15 protein-coding genes and 1 pseudogene are annotated in these 24,027 nt (G+C 73.3%); 11 read left to right on the forward strand and 5 right to left on the reverse strand.

The window, feature by feature from the left end:
• Entirely contained in the window at window positions 1–414 is a 414-nt protein-coding gene (locus BM339_RS18785; protein WP_075021695.1) for a helix-turn-helix transcriptional regulator, read from the forward strand.
• A 5-nt stretch (window positions 415–419) separates the two neighbouring features.
• Window positions 420–830: a VOC family protein gene (locus BM339_RS18790; protein WP_021593695.1), complete on the forward strand. Its 411-nt coding sequence runs from the start codon at window positions 420–422 to the stop codon at window positions 828–830.
• A 179-nt stretch (window positions 831–1,009) separates the two neighbouring features.
• Here BM339_RS18790 and BM339_RS18795 read toward each other — a convergent pair whose 3' ends face one another.
• On the reverse strand, window positions 1,010–1,795 hold the full coding sequence (locus BM339_RS18795) for a phytanoyl-CoA dioxygenase family protein (protein ID WP_075021696.1): 786 nt from the start codon (window positions 1,793–1,795) through the stop codon (window positions 1,010–1,012).
• Between the two features lie 126 nt (window positions 1,796–1,921).
• On the opposite strand from BM339_RS18795, the gene BM339_RS18800 reads away from it, so the two are divergent.
• Window positions 1,922–2,758: a helix-turn-helix transcriptional regulator gene (locus tag BM339_RS18800; protein ID WP_024934913.1), complete on the forward strand. Its 837-nt coding sequence runs from the start codon at window positions 1,922–1,924 to the stop codon at window positions 2,756–2,758.
• A 1-nt stretch (window position 2,759) separates the two neighbouring features.
• Here BM339_RS18800 and BM339_RS18805 read toward each other — a convergent pair whose 3' ends face one another.
• From BM339_RS18805 to BM339_RS18815, 3 genes are all read right to left on the reverse strand, one after another.
• On the reverse strand, window positions 2,760–3,920 hold the full coding sequence (locus BM339_RS18805; RefSeq protein WP_075021697.1) for an RDD family protein: 1,161 nt from the start codon (window positions 3,918–3,920) through the stop codon (window positions 2,760–2,762).
• A 280-nt stretch (window positions 3,921–4,200) separates the two neighbouring features.
• On the reverse strand, window positions 4,201–4,431 hold the full coding sequence (locus BM339_RS18810) for a hypothetical protein (protein WP_075021698.1): 231 nt from the start codon (window positions 4,429–4,431) through the stop codon (window positions 4,201–4,203).
• Entirely contained in the window at window positions 4,377–4,667 is a 291-nt protein-coding gene (locus BM339_RS18815; RefSeq protein ID WP_075021699.1) for a hypothetical protein, read from the reverse strand. The genes BM339_RS18810 and BM339_RS18815 overlap by 55 nt, the downstream gene beginning before the upstream one ends.
• A gap of 495 nt (window positions 4,668–5,162) precedes the next feature.
• On the opposite strand from BM339_RS18815, the gene BM339_RS18820 reads away from it, so the two are divergent.
• The 4 genes and pseudogenes from BM339_RS18820 to BM339_RS52485 all read left to right on the forward strand — a co-directional run bounded on the left by BM339_RS18820 (window position 5,163) and on the right by BM339_RS52485 (window position 7,819).
• On the forward strand, window positions 5,163–5,786 hold the full coding sequence (locus tag BM339_RS18820; protein WP_256255395.1) for a BREX system ATP-binding domain-containing protein: 624 nt from the start codon (window positions 5,163–5,165) through the stop codon (window positions 5,784–5,786).
• Window positions 5,787–5,896: 110 nt separating this feature from the next.
• Window positions 5,897–6,298, forward strand: a pseudogene (locus BM339_RS52475) (DEAD/DEAH box helicase); the annotation flags it as partial.
• 181 nt (window positions 6,299–6,479) lie between these two features.
• A complete protein-coding gene (locus tag BM339_RS52480) occupies window positions 6,480–6,848 on the forward strand; it encodes a helicase-related protein (protein ID WP_337959921.1) in 369 nt (122 codons plus the stop codon).
• A 245-nt stretch (window positions 6,849–7,093) separates the two neighbouring features.
• On the forward strand, window positions 7,094–7,819 hold the full coding sequence (locus BM339_RS52485; RefSeq protein WP_337959922.1) for a hypothetical protein: 726 nt from the start codon (window positions 7,094–7,096) through the stop codon (window positions 7,817–7,819).
• 8 nt (window positions 7,820–7,827) lie between these two features.
• On the opposite strand, the gene BM339_RS18830 is transcribed toward BM339_RS52485, so the two are convergent.
• Window positions 7,828–9,132 (reverse strand): salicylate synthase, encoded by a 1,305-nt coding sequence (locus BM339_RS18830; protein WP_075021700.1) that lies wholly within the window; start codon window positions 9,130–9,132, stop codon window positions 7,828–7,830.
• 120 nt (window positions 9,133–9,252) lie between these two features.
• Between BM339_RS18830 and BM339_RS18835 the strand changes: the two genes are divergently transcribed.
• The 4 genes from BM339_RS18835 (at window position 9,253) to BM339_RS18850 (ending at window position 24,016) form a co-directional block, all read left to right on the forward strand.
• Entirely contained in the window at window positions 9,253–21,381 is a 12,129-nt protein-coding gene (locus tag BM339_RS18835) for a non-ribosomal peptide synthetase (RefSeq protein ID WP_143118500.1), read from the forward strand.
• A 112-nt stretch (window positions 21,382–21,493) separates the two neighbouring features.
• Complete coding sequence (locus BM339_RS18840; protein ID WP_075021702.1) at window positions 21,494–22,516, forward strand: iron-siderophore ABC transporter substrate-binding protein; 1,023 nt, start codon at window positions 21,494–21,496, stop codon at window positions 22,514–22,516.
• A 14-nt stretch (window positions 22,517–22,530) separates the two neighbouring features.
• Window positions 22,531–23,802 carry a lysine N(6)-hydroxylase/L-ornithine N(5)-oxygenase family protein gene (locus tag BM339_RS18845; RefSeq protein WP_244938628.1) on the forward strand — a complete coding sequence of 424 codons (1,272 nt, stop codon included), beginning with the start codon at window positions 22,531–22,533 and terminating at the stop codon, window positions 23,800–23,802.
• 16 nt (window positions 23,803–23,818) lie between these two features.
• On the forward strand, window positions 23,819–24,016 hold the full coding sequence (locus BM339_RS18850; protein WP_021593678.1) for an MbtH family protein: 198 nt from the start codon (window positions 23,819–23,821) through the stop codon (window positions 24,014–24,016).
• Window positions 24,017–24,027 lie beyond the last annotated feature (11 nt).

Genomic DNA, 24,027 nt, shown 5'->3' on the forward strand with positions numbered 1-24,027 from the left:
ATGTGCCACCCCTCATGGAGCCGCGCACGCGCCCACGCGCAGCACCTGCGCGACCTCGCGATCCTGCGCCGCGTCCGGGACCGGATCGACCGCGAGTACGCCCAGCCCCTGGACGTCGAGGCCCTGGCCCGCGGTGTCCACATGTCGGCCGGCCACCTCAGCCGCCGGTTCCGCCTCGCCTACGGCGAATCGCCCTACTCGTACCTGATGACCCGCCGCATCGAGCGCGCGATGGCACTCCTGCTCCGAGGCGACCTCAGCGTCACCGAGGTCTGCTTCACCGTCGGCTGCTCGTCCCTCGCCACCTTCAGCACCCGCTTCACCGACCTGGCCGGCATGCCGCCCGGCACCTACCTGCGCCAGATGCCGATCAGGAATCGAGAAGCGCGGGCCACGGCACCCCAACTAGCCTGACCTGCATGGACATCACCATCCACACGACCTTCCTCCCGCACGACGACCCGGAGGAGTCCCTCGCCTTCTACCGCGACGTCCTCGGCTTCGAGGTGCGCAGCGACGTGGGCCAGGGCAAGATGCGCTGGATCGTGGTCGGCCCCGCCGGCCAGCCCGGCACGTCCATCCTCCTGGCGCCGCCGGCCGCCGACCCCGGCATCACCGACGACGAGCGCCGCGTCATCGCCGAGATGATGGCCAAGGGCACCTACGGCTGGATCGTCCTGGCCACCACCGACCTCGACGACACCTTCGAGAAGGTCGAGGCCGGCGGGGCCGAGGTCGTCCAGGAGCCGGTCGACCAGCCCTACGGCGTCCGCGACTGCGCCTTCCGCGACCCGGCCGGCAACCTGATCCGTATCCAGCAGGCCCGCTGAGACACGGTGCTGAGCACCGAACCGGACATCGTCCATGGGAAGCCGGCGCATCCGGGTCCACGCTCAGCCGCGTGGCAGGCCGGGCCACCGCCACCTGCGGCGCCGACCCGGCATCGTCGTGCACGGACCTCGGCCGTGGCGGCGTGCACGTTCAGCGGCCGACCCGATGTGCCAGGCGGTCATCCGCGGGCGCCGGGGAAGCAGGGGAAGTGCTCGTCGGGCAGCGGCTCGCCCGCGTCCAGGCCGAGCGGGTCGGTGACGGGGTGGGAGGGCCCGGATGCGAGGGTCAGGTCGGCGTCCACGTAGATGATGACGTGGGCGATGCGGGGATCGTCGGTGAAGTTGGGTGTGGCGCTGTGCGCGAGACGGGAGTGGTGAAAAGTGCAGTCGCCTGCCCGCAGGGGAATGGTGACGCGGTGCTCCCACTCCAGCTCGGGTGCCACGGCGAACATGTCCGCATGGTCGGAAAGATCCTGCGGGCGCAGCCCGTCCAGGTGCTGAGAGCCCGGGATGAACGTCATGCAGCCGCGGTCCACCGGGACGTCCACCAGCGCCACCCAGGCCGACAACGCGTGCCGGGAGCCGGCGTGGGGCCAGTACGGCTGGTCCTGGTGGAACTCGGTGGCGGCTCCGTTGTGCGGATCCTTGATGAGGAGCTGGTCGTGCCACAGCCGCAGCGGGATCCCCGCCAGCCGGGACGCGATGGCCGCCAGGCCGGGGTGCAGGGTGAGCTCGCGCAGCGTCTCGTCCTGGCGCCACAGCTGGAGCAGCTGAGTGAAGATCATCCCGTCGTGGTTGTCGCGGACGGTGTTCCGTACCGCCAGCGCGGCTTCGGCGTACCTGGCGACGTCCGTCCGGGAGATGACTCCCGGGACATGGACGAAACCGTCACGGCGGTAGGCGGAGACGATGTCCTCGGAGAGGTTCTCCGGGGTGGTGCGGGGGTGTGCGGCGACGGCGTCCATGCTCATCTTCCTCGTGTCCCGGGAGTCGGTCTCGACAACGGTCGCCATCACGAGGGGTGCGCGGCTAGCACGGGAACCCGGCAGATGTAGCACAATCTTGACGATCACCCGCGGAGGGAGGACCCGGTGCATCGCGTGCGGCGAGCGGAGGTCTTCCCGCCCGGCGGGCCGCCGGCCGTCGCCGAACGGTACGAGCTGCGGAACGGCGCCGCCCTCCACAGCCACGACTTCATCGAGCTGGCCGTGGTCACCGGCGGCACCGCGACGCACGTCTCGGCCGCGGGCGAGCGGGAACTGGATCGCGGCTCGGTGACGATGCTGCGGCCGGGAGACTGGCACGGCTACCGGGACTGCCGCCGGCTGGTGGTCCACAACCTCTATGTCGGTCCGGAGGTGTTCCAGCGCGAACTGGCCTGGCTGCGAGCCGACCCGCAGCTCGGACGGATCCTGCACGATGCCGGCCGCTCCGGCCACCCGCTACGGCTGGACCCCACCACGCTGCGCATCGTCGAGACCGGCCTCACCGCGATCACCGACCGGCCCCGCCCCGAACCCCCGCATGCCGTACTGGTGGGCATGCTGCTCTGCCTGCTGGGAGGCACGGCCGCATCGCTTCCCGCCGATCCGGCCGGACGGACCCACCCCGCGGTGACGGCCGCGGAGCAACTGCTGGAGAACGACATCCAGCGCGCCTGGACCCTGAGTGAACTCGCCGCGGCGGTGACCACGTCGCCGGCCTACCTGGCCCGCCTGTTCACCGCGCAGTTGGGCGTCCCGCCCATGACCCATCTGGGCAGGCTGCGCGCCGAGCGCGCCGCGGCCCTCCTCATCGAGACCGATCTGCCCGTCGCGGCGGTCGGAAGGCTGGTGGGCTGGAACGACCCCAACTACGCCAGTCGCCGCTTCCGGCACTTCTTCGCCTTCAGCCCGGCCGCCTACCGCACCCGTTTCGGGCGCGTCTGAGTCAGAGCCAGAGGATGGTGCTGACGGTGGGGGCGTGCATCAGAACGAAGGCGTTCCTCGCCTTGGACGCCGCGTCCGGCTGCCGCGGAGACACGGCGGTCGTGGAGACGACGTAGCGGTCCGGGCTGCCCGTCTGGCCGGAACGGGCGCCTCCCGGAGGGTCGATCCGGCCGCCCGGAACGAAGCGCAGGTCGGTGTGCCGCAGGCTCCGCTCGGCCTCGTTGGCGTAGCCCAGTTCGGGGAAGCGCAGGATGTGGCTGCTGACCAGCACGCCGTCCGTGGTCTTGAACGCGACCTCGATCCGGCCGGTACACCTGTTCTCCCGCAGGACCTTGCGGGCCTGCTCGCTGGTCGCGCCGGCGAGGCAGCCCTTCTCGTCGTCCAAGACCTTGAACGCCGTGCGTTCGAACGTCGCCGAACGCGTCCCGGACCGGACCTCGAACCGGGCGGCGTCCTCGTAGAAGGTGCTGACCTCGAAAGCGGGTTCGCCGCGGGACGGCTCGGCGGCCGCGAGCCGTCCCGCGGCGAACGGCGTGGGCAGGACGACCGCACCGAGAAGCCCGATGGCGGAGCCGAGCGCGATGCGCCGCGCGCGTTCCCGCTTCTCCCACCGCCGCACGTGGTCGTGAGCGGCGGGTGAGCCGGAATCGGGTGACGCCAGCGCCGCAAGGCCACCGGTCTCCGCGGCCGCCGGTGGCGCCTGAGCCTGGACGACCACCGTCTTCGCGCGGCGGTCGTGCATGCACTGCCCCAGCCGCGTGTCGTTCCGCTGCTCCCAGGAGTCGCTGATCAACCCGAACGTCTGGGCGGACCTGGGCAGCGCGTACCGCCGACCGGACCGGCGCCAGCCCGGCGGCCGGAACCCGTCCTCCTCGCGCACCACCCGGATCCCGGCGACCCGCTGGCCGACGGTGCACCCCCACTGCGCGATCGTCCCGATGCGCAGCAGCACCGGACCGGCCATGCCGAAGATCAGGACCGGGACCACCAACCCGAGAATCGCCGAAGTGGAAGTGGAACTGTCGGCCACATGAAGGAAGACGTAGATCGGCGACACGGCCACCATGACCACCAGGAAGGCCGCGAGGAAGTCGAAGGCGCGAGCCGCAAGACGCTGTCTGGTACTCGCCAGAACACGCACCACGCCACCGTCGTCATGCATTCGCTCTGCAGAAGTTCCAACAGGGACATACCGGGGAGCCGTCACAAGCGCACATACAAGCACAACCAGCCGCCCCTCCGGTAGCGAGAATCCGCAGTAGTCCCCCGTAAAGCGAAGGGGCCGGAAACGCGCATCGGCTGAGCCAGTGCCCGGACAGAGCCCGGACAACGGCTGGTCAGCCCAAACAAGGTGACAATTCTGTGTCAAACCCCTCCCACGCGCTTTTAGTCAGCCCCGACGTCCGCCGCTCCTATGCGCGGCCATTTACATCGACACATCCTCAAACCGCGGTCTCGATCAGGTCTGCCCGGCTGTACCGGCCGATCAGTACCCCTCGTTGGGCGCGGCCGCCTTCGGCGTTGGCCGCCACGTGGGCGGCCGCGATCCCGGTCAGGTCCGGCAGGCGCTCGGGGGCGCGCGGGCCGCTCCACAGGACGTCCACGGTGATGGTGCGCGTCAGGTCGGCGTGCTCGACGATCGCCGCGTGCGGCGGCTTGTCGCGCAGCGCCATCGTCGCGAGCAGTGCCGACCCGCGGTGCCGCTGAGGTGCAGGACCTCGCCGCTGCCGGGGAGCAGAGCGGCCAGCGAAACGTCCGGGCAGGTCATGAGGTTGCGCGGGGTGTCGGCCCGCTCGTCGCCGTCGCGCGAGGAGATGACGGCGAACGGTGCGGTCGCGAGGAACGCCGCGACGCCCGGGGCGGCCGGAGGGGCGTCCGGGACGGCGGTCCACAGCTTGGAGCGCAGCATGCACCCCGCGCAGTGCGGTCATGTCGATGGCGACGCGCCCATCACCGACGCCGACGGCGGTGCCGCTCTATCGGAAGGTCTCCCCGACGCCGGGGAGCAAGAACACCATCGATGCCACCGGCGCTCTGGGCCAGATCCGCCTCTGGGACCCAGGATCCAACCGCCCTTACGCCCTGCCCTTGACCGGCCACCAGACCGAGATCATGGCACTCGTCTTCTCCCGGGACGGCACCACCTCACCAGCGTCGCCGAGGGCGGCACCGTCCTCACCCACGACCTCGGCCCGGCGCTCACCAAGGCGGGCCTCTGCCAGAACACCAGCGGCGGCCTCACCAAGAAGGAATGGAAGCAGAACGTCCCCGCCCTCGACTACCGCCCCACCTGCCCCGATGAACGCCGGGTGTCCCGGATACAGCGGGCGAGGACGCCCGGCTGGTCGGGGACCCGTCGTTGTCACGGGACGAGGCTCTTCAACAGGCCGGCGAAGATGTCCATTTGCTGCCGCTGTTCCGGGGTGAGCGGGCCGGGACGGAAATGCGCGACCTCGTTCCGGATCTTCCGGACGTCGTCCAGCTTCGCGAGGAACTCATCGACGAGGTGGACGGCGGACGGTTCCCCGGGCTGTTCCTCGTCATCACCGGCACGCCCGCGTTCTTCGACGGGCAGCAGGGCGCCCGGCGGCTGCCGCCGCTCGCGCAGCGACTCGCCACCGACTTCTCCACCGACCCGCGCTTCGACTCGCCTCGCGCCGTCCAACTCCGCCTCACCGGTTTCGACCTGCCGAAACTGGTGGAACTGGGGGCCACCGTCCGCGATCTGTTCGCCATGGGCGCCCGCCATCCCGAACGCGTCGCCTCCCTCGTCGACGACGCCTACCTGTCCGAACTCGCCAAGGCCGTCACCGGTGGGCTCGGCGGGCAGGTCGGCGTCGCACCCCGTGTCTTCCTGCGCAAACTCGTCGCCGATGTCCTCGACCGCGTCGACTACCTGGACGGCTTCGACCCGCGCCGCGACTATCGGCTCACGCTGTCCTCGTCGGAGCTGAGCGAGGTCGAACGCAATGCCGCGGCCTCGACCCTGCGCGCAGGAAGCGCGGACGAGGTGGAGCTCGACCTGTGATCGACCGCCTGCACCCGTCACTGCGTCACCACATCGTGAACGTGCTGGGCTGGCCGTCACTCCGTCCTCTCCAAGAGGCGGCGGTCGAACCTGTTGCGGACGGCGCGGACGTGCTGCTGCTCGCGCCCACCGCCGGAGGCAAGACCGAAGCCGCGGTGTTCCCGATCCTTTCGGCCATGGCCGCGCAGAACTGGACCGGCCTGTCGGTCCTTTACGTGTGTCCGCTGAAGGCGCTGCCCAACAACCTGCTGCCGCGGCTCGAGATCTACGCCGCCTGGCTGGGCCGGCGCGTCGCCCTGTGGCACGGCGACGTTTCCCAGTCGCGCCGCCAGCGCATCCTCGCCGACCCGCCCGACATCCTGCTGACCACCCCCGAATCCCTCGAATCGATGCTGGTCAGCGCGAAGGTAGACCATGACCACCTGTTCGAGGGGCTGGACGCCGTCGTCGTGGACGAGGTGCACGCGTTCGCTGGCGACGACCGCGGCTGGCACCTGATCGCCGTCCTGGAACGGCTCACGCGCATCGCGGGACGATCTCTCCAGCGCATCGGCCTGTCGGCCACCATCGGGCAACCCCGAGGAACTGCTCACCTGGCTCCAAGGATCGGGGACGGACCGTCCGTGCCGGATCGTCGCGCCCGAAGCCGGACCGACCGCCGAACCCCACGTCGAGCTCGACCACGTCGGCTCGGTGGAGAACGTCGCCAAGGTGATCTCGGCCCTGCACCGGGGCGAGAAGCGCCTCGTCTTCTGCGACTCCAGGCGGATCGTCGAGCAGCTCGGTGCAGCGCTGCGAGCCCTCGGCGTCACGACGTTCCTCTCCCACGCCTCCCTCTCGCTGGACGAACGCCGCCGCGCGGAAGAGGCGTTCGCGGAGGCGCGCGACTGCGTCATCGTCGCCACGTCCACCCTCGAACTCGGCATCGATGTCGGCGACCTCGACCGCGTCATCCAGATCAACTCACCGCCCACCGTGGCGGCGTTCCTGCAGCGCCTCGGCCGCGGGGGCCGCCGCCCCAGGCACCCGCCGCAACTGCCTGTTCCTCGGCCTCGACCGTGAGGACGTCCTGCGAGCCGCCGCGCTGCTCCTGCAGTGGAGCCGCGGATTCGTCGAGCCGATCGCGCCGCCCCCCCGACCCCCGCCACATCGCGGCTCAGCAACTCCTCGCCCTCTGCCTCCAGGAGAACCAGGTGGGGGAGAAGCTGTGGCCCGAATAGTGGGGCGGGCTCGCCCCGTTCGGCGCCGCCGCGGCCCCCCAGGCCCGCCATCTGGTCGAACAGGGCTACCTCGACTCCGACGGCGGCATGCTCTTCATCGGCCCAGAGGCCGAGAGACGCTTCGGCCGCATCCACTTCCGCGACCTGACCGCCGTCTTCACCGCCGCGCCCGAGTTCACCGTCCTCAGCGGGCGCACCGAGGTCGGCCGCGCCGACCCCATGCTCCTCACCGAACGCGTCATCGGGCCCAGTCTGCTTCTCCTTGGCGGGTACAGCTGGCGCGTCACCCGGATCGACTGGAAGCGTCGCCGTTGCCATGTCGAGCCGGCCGACGGCGGAGGCAAGGCCGGCTGGATCGGCACGGGCACCGGCCTGGTCTCCTTCGAGCTGGCCCGCGCCGCCCGCGACGTCCTGCTCGGCGACGGCCCGCCCGTCGCACTGACCCGCCGTGCGGCCGCCGTCCGCGACGACCTGGACTTCTCCGTCCACCCCGGCGGAACGGTGATCAGCCGCAGCCCGTCAGGCGACCTGCACTGGTGGACATGGGCGGGCGACCGCGCCAACGCCACCCTCAAGGCGACGCTCCGGCTCCGCGGAGACCTGCGCCCTGATGGCTGGCGCTCCGCCGTCCGGGAACTGGCGGACCACCTCGTCATGCCCGACGTGGACGACCGCGCCGTGCACGGGCTCAAGTTCTCCGCCGACCTGCCCCGCCACCTGGCCGAAGCGACCCTCGCCGCCCGCCTCGCCGACCTCGACAACGCTGCGCGTGCCCTCACCGAACCGCACCGTTTTACGACCCGGACCGGCTGACGGGCGGTTCAGGGGCGGGGGACTACGTAGGGGGCGATGCTGGAGAGCTTTTCGCAGGTTTCTTCGTATTCGCGGTCGGGGGTCGAGGCGCTCACTATGCCGGCGCCGGCGCGGAGCCAGGCTTGGCCGTTCTCGGCGTAGAGGGCTCGCAGGACTAGGGCCGCGTCCAGGGAGCCGTCGTGGGAGACGGTCACGACCGCGCCGGAGTAGAGGCCGCGGTGTTCTTCCAAGCGGGTGATGGCGTCGATCGCCTCGGGCTTCGGGATGCCGGAGGCGGTCACGCCGGGGAAGAGGGCGTCGAGGGCGTCCCAGGAGGTGCGGCCGGGGGCGAGGATCCCGCTGACGCTGGAGCCGAGGTGCTGGACGCTACCGCGCTCCTTGACCGTCATGAAACCGGTGACCTGGACGGTTCCCGGCTCGCAGACGCGGTACAGCTCGTCCTGCGAGGTGCGGACGGAGACCGCGTGCTCGTAGATCTCCTTGGGGTCGGTCTCCAGGTCGTGGCGGGTGCGGGCGTCGGCGTCCGCGCCGAAGCCGAAGGCGCGGGTGCCGGCCAGGGGCTGGGTCATGACGCGGCCGCCGCCGTCGACGCTCGCGAGGACCTCGGGGCTGAAGCCGGTGGCCTGGAAGCCGCTCAGGGAGAGCAGGAACGAGCGCGCCGGGGTGTTGGCCCTGCGGCCGCGGACGTAGGTGGAGGCGAGGTCGACCGGGTACGGGATGTCCAGGCGGCGGGACACGATGACCTTCTGGTAAAGGCCCGCGTTGATCTCGGAGACCGCGGCGGCGACGCGCGTGCGGTAGCGGTCGCCGTCCACGCGGACGTCGACCGGGGAGGGTGTTCCGAGGGGATGGTTGTTCGTGTCGGTCAGGAGCGCTGCGATCCGGTCGGGGGCGTCGGTGCCGGTGATGGTGGCGCGGCCCTGCTCGATCCGGACCTCGGTGCGCGGGACGATCAGGTGCGCGATCCTCCCGGTGGGGCGGGACGCGGTGAACTCGAAGGCGATCCAGCCGTAGGCGCTCCAGGTGGGGAGCGGGGCCTCGGCGAACGCGTCGCGCAATGCCTCCGCGGGGGAGCCCGTCCACGGGCGGGCGGTCGCGGGCCTTCCCGGCCACCGGGTGCCGACGGTGTCCGCGTCCAGCACCACCTCGCCGAGCACACCGCCCGCGAACGTCCATGATCCGGGACGTTCGTAGACCACGTGGTCGTCGAACAGGCCCGATCCGGCCAGGCGGGCCACGAGCGCGAGCGGGTCCGAGGTGTGCTCGACGACCAGCTCGGTGGGTTTCGCATCGGTGCGGAGACCAGAGGACAAGGCAGCCAACTCCCTTTCGCGACCGGAAGGTCAAACTTAGGTAAGGCTAACCTTGCACGATTTTCTCAGGCAAGGCTAACCTAACCAGCGGTGGCGAAGCCGACAACGAAAGAGTTGAGCGTGCAGGAGCAGAAGACGACGGCACGGCGACGCGAACTGATGCGGCGGATGATGGCGGAGGCCGGGCTCGGCTCGGACATCGCGCGGCTCACCCCCCGAGGCTCGGACGGGCCGGCGCCCCTCTCCTACGCGCAGCAGAGCATGTGGCTGCACCACCGTACGTTTCCGGACAGCCCGGCCTACAACGTCTGCCTGCTCGTGCGCATGTCGGGGCCGCTCGACACCGATGCGCTGCGGGAGGCGCTGCGTGGATTGATCCGCCGGCACGCCGTGCTCCGGACGGTCTATGCCGAGCGAGAGGACGGCACCGTCCAGATCGTCACCGATGACGACTCCCTGGGCCTCGCGCCGGTCCCGTGCGACGACGCCGAGGCGCGGGCGGCGGAACTCGCGGCGACGCCGTTCGCGCTGCGCGACGAGCGGCCGATCCGGCTGGAGCTGCTCCGGCTCGACGACGAGGAGCACGCGCTGGTCCTCGTCGTGCACCACATCGCCTGGGACGGCATGACCTGGGGCTCGCTGTCGCGGGACCTGTCCGCCCTCTACCGCGCGGCCGTGACCGGCGAGCCGGACGGGCTGCCGCCGCTGGACGTCCAGTACGCCGACTACGCCGGGTGGGAGCAGCGCCGGCCCCTTTCCGAGGACGACCTCGCGTACTGGCGGGCACGGCTCGACCCGCCGCCCGCGCCGCTCGACCTGCCCGCCGACCATCCGCGCGGCGCCGTCGTGTCCGAGCGCGGCGGCCGCCGCGCGCGGCTGTTCGACGACGCGGTGACCGAGGGGATGCGGAGGCTCGCCGCCAGCGAGAACCTCACCCCGTACATGGTGATGATGGCCGGGTACGCCGTGCTGCTGCACCGCTACACCGGTGCCGAGGACGTGGCGATCGGGTCGTCGGTGATGAACCGCGAGCACGCCGAGGTCGAGCGGCTCGTCGGGAACTTCGGCAACACGCTCGTGCTGCGCACCGACCTGTCCGGCGCGCCGACGTTCCGCGAGGTGCTGCGCCGGGTCGGCCGGACGGTCACCGAGGGCTTCGCGCACCAGGCGCTGCCGTACGACCGGATCGTGCAGGAGCTCCGCCCGGCGAGAGGGCGGGGACGGTCGGCGTTCTTCGACACGATGCTGCTGTTCCTCGCCCAGGAGATCGGCGAGCTGGACCTCCCGGGGGTCACGTCCAGCTGGACGCACATCCACAACGGGACGACGCACTTCGACCTGTCGCTGGAGGCCTTCGTCCGGGCGCAGGGCATGACGGTCGAGGCGACGTTCCGCCGCGAGCTGTTCGACGACGCGCGCATCGACGCGCTGCTCGCCCACCTGGAGACGCTCCTGGCCGGCGCGCTCGCCGACCCCGACCGCTCCATCGGCGCGCTCGAGATCATGGACGCACGGGAACGCGCCCTGGTGGAGCGGGCCAACGCCACAGACCGCACCCTCCCGGAGACGAACGTCGTCGCGCTGTTCGAGGAGCAGGCGGCCCGCACCCCGGACGTGACGGCGGTCGAGGCCGGTGCCCGCGCCCTCACCTACGCGGAGCTGGACGCGCGCTCCTCCGCGCTCGCGGCGGAGCTGCGCGGGCGGGGCGCCGGGGCCGGGAGCGTGGTCGCGCTCGCGCTGCCGCGGACGGCCGACCTCGTCGTCGCCCTGCTCGGCGTCCTGAAATCGGGCGCCGCGTACCTGCCGCTCGACCTCGGCCACCCCGCCGACCGGCTCGCCTACATGCTGGACGACGCGGGCCCGCTCTGCGCGATCGTCACCGGCGAGACCGCGGGCCTGCTGCCGGACGGGACGGACCTCCTCGTCCTCGAAGGTCCCGGGGACGCACGCCATGACGCCGGGGCCGCCCCGCAGCCGGACGAGCTGGCGTACGTCATCTACACCTCGGGCTCGACCGGCCGCCCCAAGGGCGTCGCGATCCCGCACCGGGCGCTGACGAACTTCCTGATCGCGACGAAGGCCCAGCTCAGGCTCACCCCCGGCGACCGGCTCGTCGCGGTCACGACGATCGCGTTCGACATCGCCGCGCTGGAGCTGTTCGCCCCGCTGATCAGCGGCGCGACGATCGTCCTCGCCGACCGCGCGGACGTCCGGGACCCCGCGGCCCTCGCCGCGCTGCTGGAGGACGCGACCATCGTCCAGGGCACCCCGTCGCTGCTGGGCACGCTCGACCCGGCCGCCCTCAAGGGCCTGCGCGTCCTGGTCGGCGGTGAGGCGCTGCCCCCCGCCCTCGCCGAGTCCCTGGCGGACGCGGCCTCCCTCGCGACCGACATGTACGGGCCGACCGAGGCGACGATCTGGGCGACCTCGGCGGACCTGCCCGCGTCCGGCATCGGCCGCCCCTTCTGGAACACCCGGGCGCACGTCCTCGACGCGAGGCTGCGCCCCGTCCCGCCGGGCGTGCCGGGCGAGCTGTACCTGGCGGGGGAGCAGCTCGCCCGCGGGTACGTCGGCCGCCCCGACCTGACCGCCGAGCGGTTCGTCGCCGACCCGTTCGGCGAGCCCGGGTCGCGCATGTACCGGACGGGCGACCTCGCGCGGCGCGCCCGCGACGGGTCGATCGAGTACCTAGGCCGCACCGACGACCAGGTCAAGATCCGCGGTTTCCGGATCGAGCCCGCCGAGGTGCAGGCCGTGCTCGCCGCGCAGCCGGGCGTCGCGCAGGCCGCGGTCGTCGTCCGGGAGGACCGCCCGGGGGACGCGAGGCTGGTCGGCTACTACGTCCCGTCCGAAGAGGTGGACGAGCCGGCCCTGCGGGACGCGCTGGCGAAGGCGCTGCCCGAGTACATGGTCCCGTCCGCGCTCGTCGCGCTCGACGCGCTGCCCCGGACGGTCAACGGGAAGCTCGACCGCGCGGCGCTGCCCGCGCCGGAGGCGGAGGTCTCCGGGCGGGCGCCCCGCGACGCCCGCGAGGCCGCCCTCTGCGCGATCTTCGCCGAGCTGCTCGGGGTGGAGGGCGTCGGCATCGACGACGACTTCTTCGCGCTCGGCGGGCACTCGCTCCTGGCGACGCGCGTCGCCGCCAAGGCCCGTGCCGTCCTCGGCGGGTCGCTGTCCATCGCGGACGTCTTCGAGGCGCCGACCGTCGCGGCGCTGGCGCCCCGGCTGGTCGCGGCCGACACCGTCCGCGTCCGCGACGTGGAGAGGCCGGAGGTCGTCCCGGCGTCGGCCGCGCAGCGAGGCCTCTGGCTGGAGGAACGCCTCCGCGGCCCGTCGGCCTCCTACGCGCTGCCGCTCGGGCTCCGCCTGCACGGCCCCGTGGACGCGGACGCGCTCGACCGGGCCTTCGGCGACGTCGTCGCGCGCCACGAAGCGCTGCGGACCCTGCTCGTCGAGGGGCCGGACGGGCTGCCGGTCCAGAGCGTCCAGGGCCCGGACGTCCTCGCCCGCCTCGCCGTCGTCGACGCGCGCGCCGAGACCCCCGAGCGGCGCGCGGCCATCGAGAAGGACGCCGCCTCCCACATCTTCGACATCGGCACCGACCTGCCCGTCCGCGGCACCCTCGTCCGGACGGGAGACGACGACTGGTCGCTCGTCCTCCTTCTCCACCACGCCGCCGCCGACGAGTGGTCCTTCACGCCCCTGCTCGCCGACCTCGCGCACGCCTACGAGGCCCGCCGGGACGGAGGCGACCCGGGCTGGGAGCCGCTGCCCGTCCAGTACGCCGACTACGCGGCCTGGGAGCGCGAGGCCGCGCCCGACCCGGCGCCGCAGCTCGACTTCTGGGAGGAGACCCTCTCCGGGGCGCCGGAGGAGACGCTCCTCCCGTTCGACCGGCCGCGTCCGGCGGAGGCGAGCCACCGGGGCGGGCTCGTCCCGTTCCGGCTGCCGGCCGCCGGGGCGCGGCGCCTGGCCCGCGAGACCGGCACCAGCGTGTTCATGGTGCTGCACGCCGCCGTCGCGGCGCTGCTGCAGCGGTCCGGGGCGGGCGACGACATCGCGCTCGGCTCGCCCATCGCGGGACGCGCCGACGAGGACCTCGCCGGCCTGGTCGGCGTCTTCGTCAACCCGCTCGTCCTGCGCACCGACCTGTCCGGCGACCCCACGTTCGCCGAGCTGCTCGACCGGGTGCGGACCGCCGACCTCGCGGCGTTCTCGCACGCCGGCGTCCCGTTCGAGCGGGTGGTGGACCGGCTCGCGCCCGAGCGGTCGCTCGCCCGCAGCCCGCTGTTCCAGGTGATGATCGTCCACCAGCGGCTGGACGACGTGCGCCTCGCCCTGCCGGGCGTGCGCGCCGAGCCGTTCCTGCCCGAGACCGGCGGCGTGAAGTTCGACCTCGACCTGTACTTCGCCGAGGGCGACGACGACGTCGAGGGGTTCGCCGCGTTCGCCGCCGACCTCTTCGACGCCGCGACCGTCGAGCGGCTGCTGGACGACCTGCACGCGCTGCTCACCCAGGTCACCGAGGTGCCGGACCGGCGCCTGTCGTCCCTCGGGGCGCCCGTCGAGCACCCCGACACCGCCCGCGAGCTCCCCGCCCGGACGGTCGCCGCCCTCATCGAGGAGCAGGTCGCAAGGACACCGGACGCGACCGCGGTGGTGTTCGGCGACGCCGTCCTCACCTACGCCGACCTGGACCGCCGCGCCGAGGCCCTCGCGGACCGGCTCGCCGCGGCCGGCGCGGGGCCCGAGCGGGTCGTCGCGCTCGCCCTGCCGCGCTCGGAGGAGTTCGCCGTGGCGCTGCTGGCCGTCCTCAAGACGGGCGCGGCGTACCTGCCGGTCGACCTGGCGTATCCGCCCGCCCGCGTGCGGATGATGCTGGACACCGTCCGCCCGCTGCTGGTCCTCGGACAGGACGAGCCGCCGCTGGACGCGCCTCGCCGCGCACGGCCGGACATCCACCCGGACCACCCGTCCTACGTCATCTTCACCTCCGGATCGACCGGCACGCCGAAGGCGGTCGTCGGCACGCAGGGCGCCCTCGCCAACCGGCTCGCCTGGGGGACGGGCCTCGCCGCCCCCGGGGTCCGCGTGGCCAAGAGCTCGCCCGCGTTCATCGACGGGACGACCGAGCTGCTCGGCGGCCTCGCCGCCGGGGACGCGGTCGTCATCGCCGACGACGCGACCGCCACCGACGCCGTCGCGCTGGCCGACTTCATCGAACGGCACCGGGCCGGGCTGGTCACGCTCGTCCCGAGCCTGCTCGCCGCCCTGGTGGAGAACGGCCCGCCCTCCTCGGTCACCACCTGGATCAGCAGCGGCGAGGCGCTGCCCGCCGCGCTCGCCGACCGGGTCCCGGGACGGCTGGTCAACCTGTACGGCTGCTCGGAGGCGGCGGGCGACAGCCTGATCGCCCTGCCGGGCGACGGGGACGGCGGCCTGCGCCCCATCGCCAACACCCGCGCATACGTCCTGGACGGCGCGCTCCGCGAGGTCCCGGTCGGGGAGCTGTACCTCGCCGGCGACGGCCTGGCGCGCGGCTACCTCGGCGACCCCGCCCGCACGGCGGAGCGGTTCGTCGCGAACCCGTTCGGCCCGCCCGGCTCCCGCCTCTACCGGACCGGCGACCGCGTCCGGCGCCGCGCCGGCGGCGGGCTCGACTTCCTCGGCCGCGCCGACGAGCAGATCAAGATCCGCGGCTTCCGGATCGAGCCGGGGGAGGTCGAGGCGGTGCTCGCCGCCCAGCCGGGCGTCCGGCGGGCGGCCGTCACCGCGCACCGGTCACGGCTCGTCGGCTACGTGGCCGGCGACGCCGACCCCGGCGCGCTGCACGACGCGCTGGGCACGCTGCTGCCCGACTACCTGGTCCCGGCCGAGCTGGTCGTCCTGGACGAGCTGCCGCTCAACCCCAACGGCAAGGTCGACCGGCGCGCCCTGCCCGAGCCGGGACGCCCGTCCGGCGGGCGGGCCCCGGCCACGGAGGCGGAGCGCGTCCTCGCCGCGCTGGCCGCCACCGTCCTCGGCCGCGACGCGGTGGGAGCGGACGACGACTTCTTCCGGACCGGCGGGGACAGCATCAGCGCGGCGCTCCTCGTCGCCCGCGCCCGCCGCGCCGGGCTGTCGTTCACCGTCCGGGACGTGTTCCGGCTGCGGACGGTCGAGGCCCTGGCGCGAACCGCCGGAACGCCCGCCGGCGTCGCGGGCGCGCAGGCCGCGGAACCCGCGAGCGAGCTTCCGCTGTCGCCGCTCCAGGAGGGCCTGCTCTTCCACCTGATGATGGCCGGGGAAGGCCGCGACATCTACGTGCAGCAGGCCGTGGTGACGCTGTCCGGCCCGGTCCACCCGGAGCGGATGGCGCTCGCGGCGCGGGCCGTGCTGGAGAAGTTCCCCAACCTGCGCGCCGGGTTCCGGACGGACGGCGACCGCGCCGTCCAGTTCGTCCCGGACGACTTCGACGTCCCCTGGACGCACGCCGACGTCACCCCGGACGGCCTCGGCGCGTTCGTCGACGCCCAGCGCGCCGAGCCGTTCGACCCGGCCGAGCCGCCGCTCATCCGGTTCGCCCTCGCCAGCCTGGCCGAGGACGACCACCGCCTGATCCTCACCTCCGAGCTGATCCTGCTGGACGGCTGGTCGGGCGGGCTCCTCGTCACCTCGCTGCTCGACTCCTACACCGACGCCGAGGCCGAGGCCGCACGTCCCGTCCCGTCCTTCCGCGCCTTCCTGGACTGGGTGAACGGCCGCGACAAGGACGAGGCCGTGGACGCCTGGCGCCGCGCGCTCGACGGCTTCGACGAGCCCGCCCTCGTCCGGCCCGGCCTGGTCGACGCCCCGGCCGACCTCGCCAACGCCGGGGAGGTGCACCGGGCGCTGCCGGACGGCCTCGCCGCGCGCCTCGACGGCGTCGCCCGGGAGCAGGGCGTCACTCCCGGCACGCTCTTCGAGACCGCGTGGGGCCTCGTCCTGATGGGCCTGACCGGGCGCGACGACGTCGTGTTCGGCGCCTCGGTCTCCGGCCGCCACCCCGACGTCGACGGCGTCGAGTCCATGGTCGGCCTGCTGTTCAACACCATCCCGGTCAGGGTCCAGGCGGGGGCGGCGGACGCGCTCGCCACCATGCTCGACCGCGTCCAGGCCGCCCAGTCGGAGCTGTTCGACCACTCCTTCGTCGCCCTCGCCGACGTCCAGCGCGCCACCGGGCTCGGCACGCTCTTCGACACGCTGTTCGTCTTCCAGAACTTCCCCGGCATGCCCACCGACCGCGGCTTCGGCCCCGGCGGAGCCCTGCGCGTCACCGGCCGGGAGGTCCGCGACGCGACCCACTACCCGATCACCGTGGTCGTCGAGCCGGGCGCCGCCCTGCGCGTCATGTACCGGGGCGACGCGTTCACCGGGGCCGAGGCCGAGCGGATCACCGACCGGTACGTCCAGGTCCTCCGGCGGCTCGCCGAGGCGCCCGGGGAACCGTGCCACCGCCTCGACCTGCTCGTCCCCGAGGAGCACGAGCGGCTCCGGCGGGACTGGGAGGACGCCTGGCACCCCGTCCCCGAGCTGACGGTCGCCGAGCTGCTCGCCGAGCGGGCCGCGGAGCGGCCGGACGATCCGGCGCTCGTGTCGCTGCCCGGCGTCCGGCTCACCTACGGGGAGCTGAACGCCGAGGTCAACCGGCTCGCCCGGCTGCTGCTCGCGAACGGCGCGGGGCCGGAGAAGGTCGTCGCCCTGGCGTTGCCGCGCTCGGCCCAGATGGTCGTCGCGCTGTTCGCCGTCCTGCGCACCGGCGCGGCCTACCTGCCGCTGGAGCTCGACTACCCCGCCGACCGCCTCGACTACATGCTCCAGGACGCGGCCCCGGCCTGCCTGGTCTCGCACCGCGGCATCGCCGCCGGTCTCACCTACTCCGGCCCGACCCTCGCGCTGGACGACCCGGAGATCGCCGCGTCCCTCGCCGCGCAGCCCGGCGCCGACCTCGCACCGGACGAGCCGCCCGGTTTCGCCCCGGGCACCCCCGGCCGGCTCGACCACCCCGCCTACGTCATCTACACGTCCGGGTCGACGGGCCGCCCGAAGGGCGTCGTGACGCCGTACCGCGGCCTCACCAACATGCAGTACAACCACCGCGCGAACATCTTCGACCCGGTGGTCGCCTCGGCGGGCCGCCGCCTGCGCATCGCGCACACGGTCTCGTTCTCCTTCGACATGTCGTGGGAGGAGCTGCTCTGGCTCATCGAAGGCCACGAGGTGCACGTCTGCGACGAGGACCTGCGCCGCGACGCCGAAGCCCTCACCGCCTACCTGCGGCAGCACCGCATCGACGTCATCAACGTGACCCCGACTTACGCCCAGCAGCTCCTGGACGAGGGGCTGCTGGACGGCGGGCACCGGCCGCCGCTCGTCCTCCTCGGCGGCGAGGCCGTCCCGGCGTCGGTGTGGGACCGGCTCGCGCAGGCCGAGGGCGTCCTCGGCTACAACCTCTACGGCCCGACCGAGTACACGATCAACACGCTCGGCGGCGGCACCGAGGACAGCCCCACCCCGACCGTCGGAAGGCCGATCTGGAACACGCGCGGCTACGTCCTCGACGGGTGGCTGCGTCCCGTCCCGCCCGGCGCGCCGGGCGAGCTGTACATCGCGGGCGCCGGGCTGGCGCGCGGCTACCTCGGCCGCGCCGACCTGACCGCCGAGCGCTTCGTCGCCGACCCGTTCGCGGGCGGCCGCATGTACCGGACGGGCGACCTGGTGCGCGTCCGCGCCGACGGCAACATCGACTTCCTCGGCCGCACCGACGACCAGGTCAAGATCCGCGGCTACCGGGTGGAGCTGGAGGAGATCGAGACCGCGCTCGCCGCCGAGCCCGGCGTCGGGCAGGCCGCGGTGGTGGCCGCAGAGACCGACGTCCCCGGGGTGAAGCGCCTCGTGGGCTACATCGTCCCGGACGGCTCGCGCGAGGGCGCCGCCGAGGAGCAGCTCGCCGAGTGGCGGCAGATCTACGACGCCGAGTACACCGAGGTCGGCACCGTCGTCCACACCGAGGAGTTCGCCGGCTGGGACAGCAGCTACGACGGCGCCCCCATCCCGCTGGACGACATGCGCGAATGGCGCGAGACGACCGTGGAGCGGATCCGCTCGCTCCGCCCCCGCCGCGTCCTGGAGATCGGCGTCGGCGCGGGCCTCCTGCTCACCCGCCTCGCGCCCGGCACGGAGGAGTACTGGGGGACCGACTTCTCCGAGCCCGTCATCGCCAAGCTGGTCCATGATCTCGGCGAAGCCGCCGGGGGGTCTGGGGGGTCGCCCCCCCAGGGGTGGCAGGATCTCGGTGCCGCCGGCGGGGCGTCCGGGGCGCCGTCCCCCCAGGGGTGGCACGACATCGGGCCGGATTCGCCCGTGCGGCTCGCCTGCCGGCCGGCGCACGACACCGGCGGCCTGCCCGAGAACCACTTCGACACCATCGTGATCAACTCGGTGGTGCAGTACTTCCCCGGCGCCGCCTACCTTCAGGACGTCATCGGCAAGGCGATGCGGCTGCTCGCGCCGGGCGGGGCCCTGTTCATCGGCGACGTCCGCGACCTGCGCACGGTCCGCTGCCTGCACGCCGCCGTCCAGCTCGGCCGCGGCGGCGGCGACCTGGAGGCGATCGACCGCGCCGTCCGGATGGAGAAGGAACTCCTCCTCGACCCGGCCTTCTTCTCCGCGCTCCAGCCCGGCGGGGACGTCCCGGCGCGGGTGGACGTCCTCATCAAGCGCGGCACGCACCACAACGAGCTGACCCGGCACCGCTACGACGTCGTCCTCCGCAAGGAGGCGGCGCCCGCCCCGGACACCCCGGTCCGCGACTGGACCACCCTGGACGCGCTCGCGGACCGGCCGGCCGGGTCGCTGCGGGTCCGGCGGATCCCCGACCCCCGGCTGTCGGGCGAGGCGGCCGCCCTGCGGGTGCTCCGCGACGGCGGTTCGCCCGACGAGGCGCGGGAGGTGCTCGCCGCGGCCCCCGCCGGGGTCGAGCCGGAGACGCTGCACGCGCTCTTCCCGGACGTGGTCCTCACGCCGTCCGACCGGGCGGGATGCTACGACGCCGTGTTCGGCGGGGGAGCGGCGTGCCTTCCGGCGGAAGCCGGGCGCCCGCCCGCCTCCTATGCCAACAACCCGGTCGCCGCGCGCGACCACGGCGTGCTGGCCGCGCGGGTCCGGGAGAGCCTGAAGGGGCGGCTGCCCGGCTACATGGTGCCGAGCGCGATCATGACGCTGGACGCGCTGCCGCTCACCGTCAACGGCAAGCTCGACCGGCGCGCGCTGCCCGCCCCCGGCCAGGAGGGGCGGCGGCGCGCCGGACGGCCGCCCCGGACGCCCGTCGAACGCCTGCTCTGCACGCTGTTCGCCGAGGTCCTGGACGCGCCCGGCGCCGGCATCGACGACGACTTCTTCGACCTCGGCGGGCACTCGCTGCTCGCGACGCGGCTCGTGGGCCGGGCCCGCGCGGTGCTGGGCGCCGAGCTGGCGATCCGCGACCTGTTCGAGGCGCCGACCGTCGCCGAGCTGGCCGGGCGCCTGCACGGCCGCGCCGGAGCGGATCCCCGGCCGGTCCTGGAGCCCAGGGAGCGGCCGGAGCGGATCCCGCTGTCGTCCGCGCAGCGGCGGCTGTGGATGCTCGACCAGCTGCTGCGCGAGGACGACGGCCCCCGCGACGCCTACCACCTGCCGCTCGCCGTCCGGCTCCGCGGGCCCCTCGACCTCGCCGCGCTCGAAGCGGCCGTCGGGGACGTCACCGCCCGGCACGAGAGCCTCCGGACGGTGTTCGCCGAGCACGACGGCGCCCCCTACCAGCGGATCCTCGACCCCGAGGACGCGCGTCCGGTGCTGGAGGTGGCGACCTGCCCGCCGGAGGAGGTCATCGCCAGGCCCTTCGACCTCGCCAAGGACATCCCGCTGCGGGTCGCGGTGTTCCCCGAAGGGGAGGACGAGCACCTGCTGCTCGCCGTCTTCCACCACATCGCGTTCGACGAATGGTCGTTCGGGCCGTTCGCCCGCGACGTCGCCGAGGCGTACGCGGCCCGGCTGGACGGGGAGTCCCCCGGCTGGGAGCCGCCGCCCGTCCAGTACGCCGACCACGCGCTGTGGCAGCGGGAGCTGCTCGGCGACCCGCTCGACCCCGGGAGCGTCCACGCCCGGCAGCTCGACCACTGGGCCAAGGCCCTCGCCGGCCTGCCCGAGGAGATCCCGCTGCCGGTGGACCGGCCGCGCCCCGGCACCGTCGGGCAGCGCGGCGGCACCTTGACCGCCGACCTGCCGCCGAGCCTGGCCCGCGGCCTCGGCCGGCTCGCCCGCGACGCGAACGCCAGCATGTTCATGGTGTGCCAGGCGGCGGTCGCCGCGCTGCTGCACCGGACGGGCGCGGGCGACGACATCCCCCTCGGCAGCCCCGTCGCGGGACGCACCGAGGACGCCGCGCGCGACCTCGTCGGCTTCTTCGTGAACACGCTCGTCCTGCGCGCCGACGTGTCCGGCGACCCCACGTTCGCGGAGCTGCTCGCCCGCGTCCGCGAGGCCGACCTCGCCGGCCTCGCCAACCAGGACCTGCCGTTCGAGGCCGTCGTCGAGGCGCTTCGCCCGCGCCGCGTGCCGGGCCGCAACCCGCTTTTCCAGGTGATGGTCGGGTACGAGAACCAGGGCGTCGGCGACGTGCGCTTCCCCGACCTGGAGCAGCGGGAGGCGCGTTTCGGGCCCGGCGCGGCGAAGTTCGACCTGGACTTCATCTTCCGCGAGGTCCCGGACGGGCTCCGCCTGATCGTCGACTACTCCGCCGACCTGTTCGACCGGGACACCGCCGCCGCGCTGGCGGACGGCGTGATCGCGCTGATCGCGGCCGTCGCGGACGACCCCGGCACGAAGGTCGCCGCGCTGCCCGCCGAGCTCACCGCGCGAACCGTGACCGCGCAGCCGGCCGCCACCGCGTCCGGCACCGCGTCCGGCACCGCGTCCGGCACCGCGTCCGGCACCGCGTCCGGCACCGCGTCCGGCACCGCGTCCGGCACCGCGTCCGGGGACCGGGAGGCGGCGCTGTGCCGGATCTTCGCCGAGGAGCTGGGCGTCCCCGAGGTCGGCCCGGACGACGACTTCTTCGACCTCGGCGGCCACTCGCTGCTCGCGATGCGGCTCGTCCGGCGCATCCGGCTGGAACCCGGCTGCGCGGGCCTGAAGATCGCGACCCTGATGGCGGCGCCGACCGTGGCGGGCCTGCTCGCCCGGCTGGAGTGAGGGGGCTCATACCGGCCCACCCATTGCGTAGTTAGGTGAGCCTAACCTAATATCCCTGATCGACAGCCCGGAAACCCCCCCGCCCCTGAATCCGGAAGGACACCGGTCCTCTATGCGCAGAACGATGCGGCGCCTCGCCGTCACCGCCGCGCTCACACTGAGCCTCGGGATGACCGCCGCGTGCGGCGACGACGAACCCGCCGGCGGTTCCGGCGGTTCCGGCGGCGCGAGCGCCGGGGCGTTCCCGGTCACCATCACCCACAAGCTCGGCACCGCGAAGATCGAGTCCGCGCCGAAGCGGATCGTCGCGCTCGGCGAGGTCGACCAGGACGCGCTGCTCGCGCTCGGCATCACGCCCGTCGGCATGGCCGAGCTCACCGGCGTCCAGCCCGACGGGCTCGCCCCGTGGACCGCGCCCAAGCTGACGGGCGCCAAGCCGAAGCTGCTCAAGGCCGGCGAGGCCGGGTTCAACCTGGAGGAGATCGCCGCGCTGCGGCCCGATCTGATCCTCGCCGGCGGCGACTTCTACATCGACAAGGAGTACGAGAAGCTCTCCGAGCTCGCGCCGACCGTCGCCTACCAGACCGGCCCCGCCGAGGACGCCTGGCAGGCGATCACGATGCAGGCCGCGAAGGCCGTCGGCCGGGAGGCCGACGGCAGGAGGCTCGTCGGCGCCGCCGACACCAGGATCGCGGCGGTGAAGACGCGGCACCCGGAGCTGAGCGGCAAGGAGTTCGCCTTCACCAGCATCTTCCCGAACGGGAACATCGGGGTGATGAAGTCCCCCGAGGACACCAGCGTGAAGCTGCTCCAGCAGTTCGGGATGAAGCTGCCCGAGCCGATCGCGAAGCTGCCCGGTGAGGGGTTCGCCGCCGAGCTCAGCATGGAGAAGGTCTCCGCCCTGGACGTGGACGTCCTGATCAGCCACTACAACGACGACCCGGCCACGCAGAAGAAGGTCGAGGGCAACAAGCTCTTCGCGAGCCTCGGCGTCGTGAAGCGGGGCTCCTACGTGGCCCTCGACCTGAAGTCCTTCTGGCCGCTGCGCACCCCCACCGTCCTCGCCGTCCCCTACGTCACTGACCAGGTCGTCCCGAAGATCGCCAAGGCCGCCGGCGCGGCCAAGCCCGCCTGATGCCGGAGGAGCGCATGCAGACACCCGTCCACGACGTGGTCGGCATCGGTTTCGGACCGTCCAACCTCGCGCTCGCCGTCGCGCTCGACGAGGAGCACGGCGGCGGCGTGGACGCGGTCTTCTTCGAGAAGCAGCCGCGGTTCGGCTGGCACCGGGGCATGCTGATCGACGGCGCGACCATGCAGGTCCACTTCCTCAAGGACCTGGTGTCGCTGCGCAACCCCGCCAGCCCCTACTCCTTCCTCGCCTACCTGCACGCGCGGGGCCGGCTGGTCGACTTCGTCAACCACAAGACGATGTTCCCGACCCGGCTGGAGTTCCACGACTACCTCGAATGGGCGGCCGCCGCGTTCGCCGGGCGCGTCCGCTACGGGACGGAGGTCGTGGCGCTCCGCCCCCACGACGACGAGACGCTGGAGGTCGTCGTCCGCCGGGACGACGAGCTGGAGAAGCACCTCGCCCGCAACGTCGTCATCGGCGCGGGGCTCGAACCCGTCCTGCCCGAGGGCGTCCGGCCGGGGGAGCGGATCTGGCACACCGAGGACCTGCTCACCCGGCTGGACGAGCGCGGGCACTGGGACCCGCGCCGGCTCGTCGTGGTCGGCGCCGGGCAGAGCGCCGCCGAGGCCGTCGAGTACCTGCACCGGACGTTCACCGGCGCCGAGGTGTGCGCCGTGTTCGCCCGGTACGGGTACTCCCCGGCCGACGACAGCTCGTTCGCCAACCGCATCTTCGACCCGGAGGCCGTGGACCACTACTTCGCGGCGCCCGACGACGTGAAGCGGATGCTGTTCGAGTACTCGCGCAACACCAACTACTCCGTGGTGGACCTCGACCTCATCGACGAGCTGTACCGGCGCGCCTACGCCGAGAAGGTCGCGGGCGCCGAACGGCTGCGCATCCTCAACGTGTCCCGCGTCGTGGAGGTCCGGGACGAAGGCCCGGACGGCGCGCGCGTGCGGGTCGCGTTCCTGCCCACCGGCGAGGTCGCCGACCTGGACGCCGACGCCGTCATCTACGCCACCGGCTACCGCGAGCGCGACCCGTTCGACCTGCTCGGCGAGGCGGGCGCGCACTGCCGCACCGGCCCGGACGGCCGCCCGGTGGTGGAGCGCGACTACCGCATCGCCACCGAGCCCGGCCGCGAATGGGGCGTCTACCTGCAGGGCGCCACCGAGCACAGCCACGGGATCGCCTCGTCGCTGCTGTCCATGACCGCCGTCCGCACCGGCGAGATCGTCCGGTCCATGGCCCGGCGGTCCGCCCGCGTCACCCCGGTCGTCTAGGAAAGAGAGAGGCACGATGACCAACCCGTTCGACGACCCCGACGGGGAGTTCCGCGTCCTCGTCAACGCCGAGGGCCAGCACTCGCTGTGGCCGGCCTTCGCCGACGTGCCCGCCGGCTGGACGACCGTCTTCGGGCCGGAGTCGCGGTCCGACTGCATCGGCTACGTCACGGCCAACTGGAAGGACATCCGCCCGCGGAGCCTGTCCGCCTGACCCCGGGGCGG

It is taken from the genome of Actinomadura madurae, from assembly GCF_900115095.1.
Classification (GTDB): Bacteria; Actinomycetota; Actinomycetes; order Streptosporangiales; family Streptosporangiaceae; genus Spirillospora; species Spirillospora madurae.

Bases quoted from the DNA above. Each gene is read 5' to 3' on its own strand.
- BM339_RS18785 (WP_075021695.1), top strand. From the start codon at position 1: ATGTGCCACCCCTCATGGAGCCGCGCACGCGCCCACGCGCAGCACCTG.
- BM339_RS18790 (WP_021593695.1), top strand. From the start codon at position 420: ATGGACATCACCATCCACACGACCTTCCTCCCGCACGACGACCCGGAG.
- BM339_RS18795 (WP_075021696.1), bottom strand. From the start codon at position 1,795: ATGGACGCCGTCGCCGCACACCCCCGCACCACCCCGGAGAACCTCTCC.
- BM339_RS18805 (WP_075021697.1), bottom strand. From the start codon at position 3,920: ATGCATGACGACGGTGGCGTGGTGCGTGTTCTGGCGAGTACCAGACAG.
- BM339_RS18810 (WP_075021698.1), bottom strand. From the start codon at position 4,431: ATGGCGCTGCGCGACAAGCCGCCGCACGCGGCGATCGTCGAGCACGCC.
- BM339_RS18815 (WP_075021699.1), bottom strand. From the start codon at position 4,667: ATGCTGCGCTCCAAGCTGTGGACCGCCGTCCCGGACGCCCCTCCGGCC.
- BM339_RS52485 (WP_337959922.1), top strand. From the start codon at position 7,094: ATGCTCTTCATCGGCCCAGAGGCCGAGAGACGCTTCGGCCGCATCCAC.
- BM339_RS18840 (WP_075021702.1), top strand. From the start codon at position 21,494: ATGCGCAGAACGATGCGGCGCCTCGCCGTCACCGCCGCGCTCACACTG.
- BM339_RS18845 (WP_244938628.1), top strand. From the start codon at position 22,531: ATGCAGACACCCGTCCACGACGTGGTCGGCATCGGTTTCGGACCGTCC.
- BM339_RS18850 (WP_021593678.1), top strand. From the start codon at position 23,819: ATGACCAACCCGTTCGACGACCCCGACGGGGAGTTCCGCGTCCTCGTC.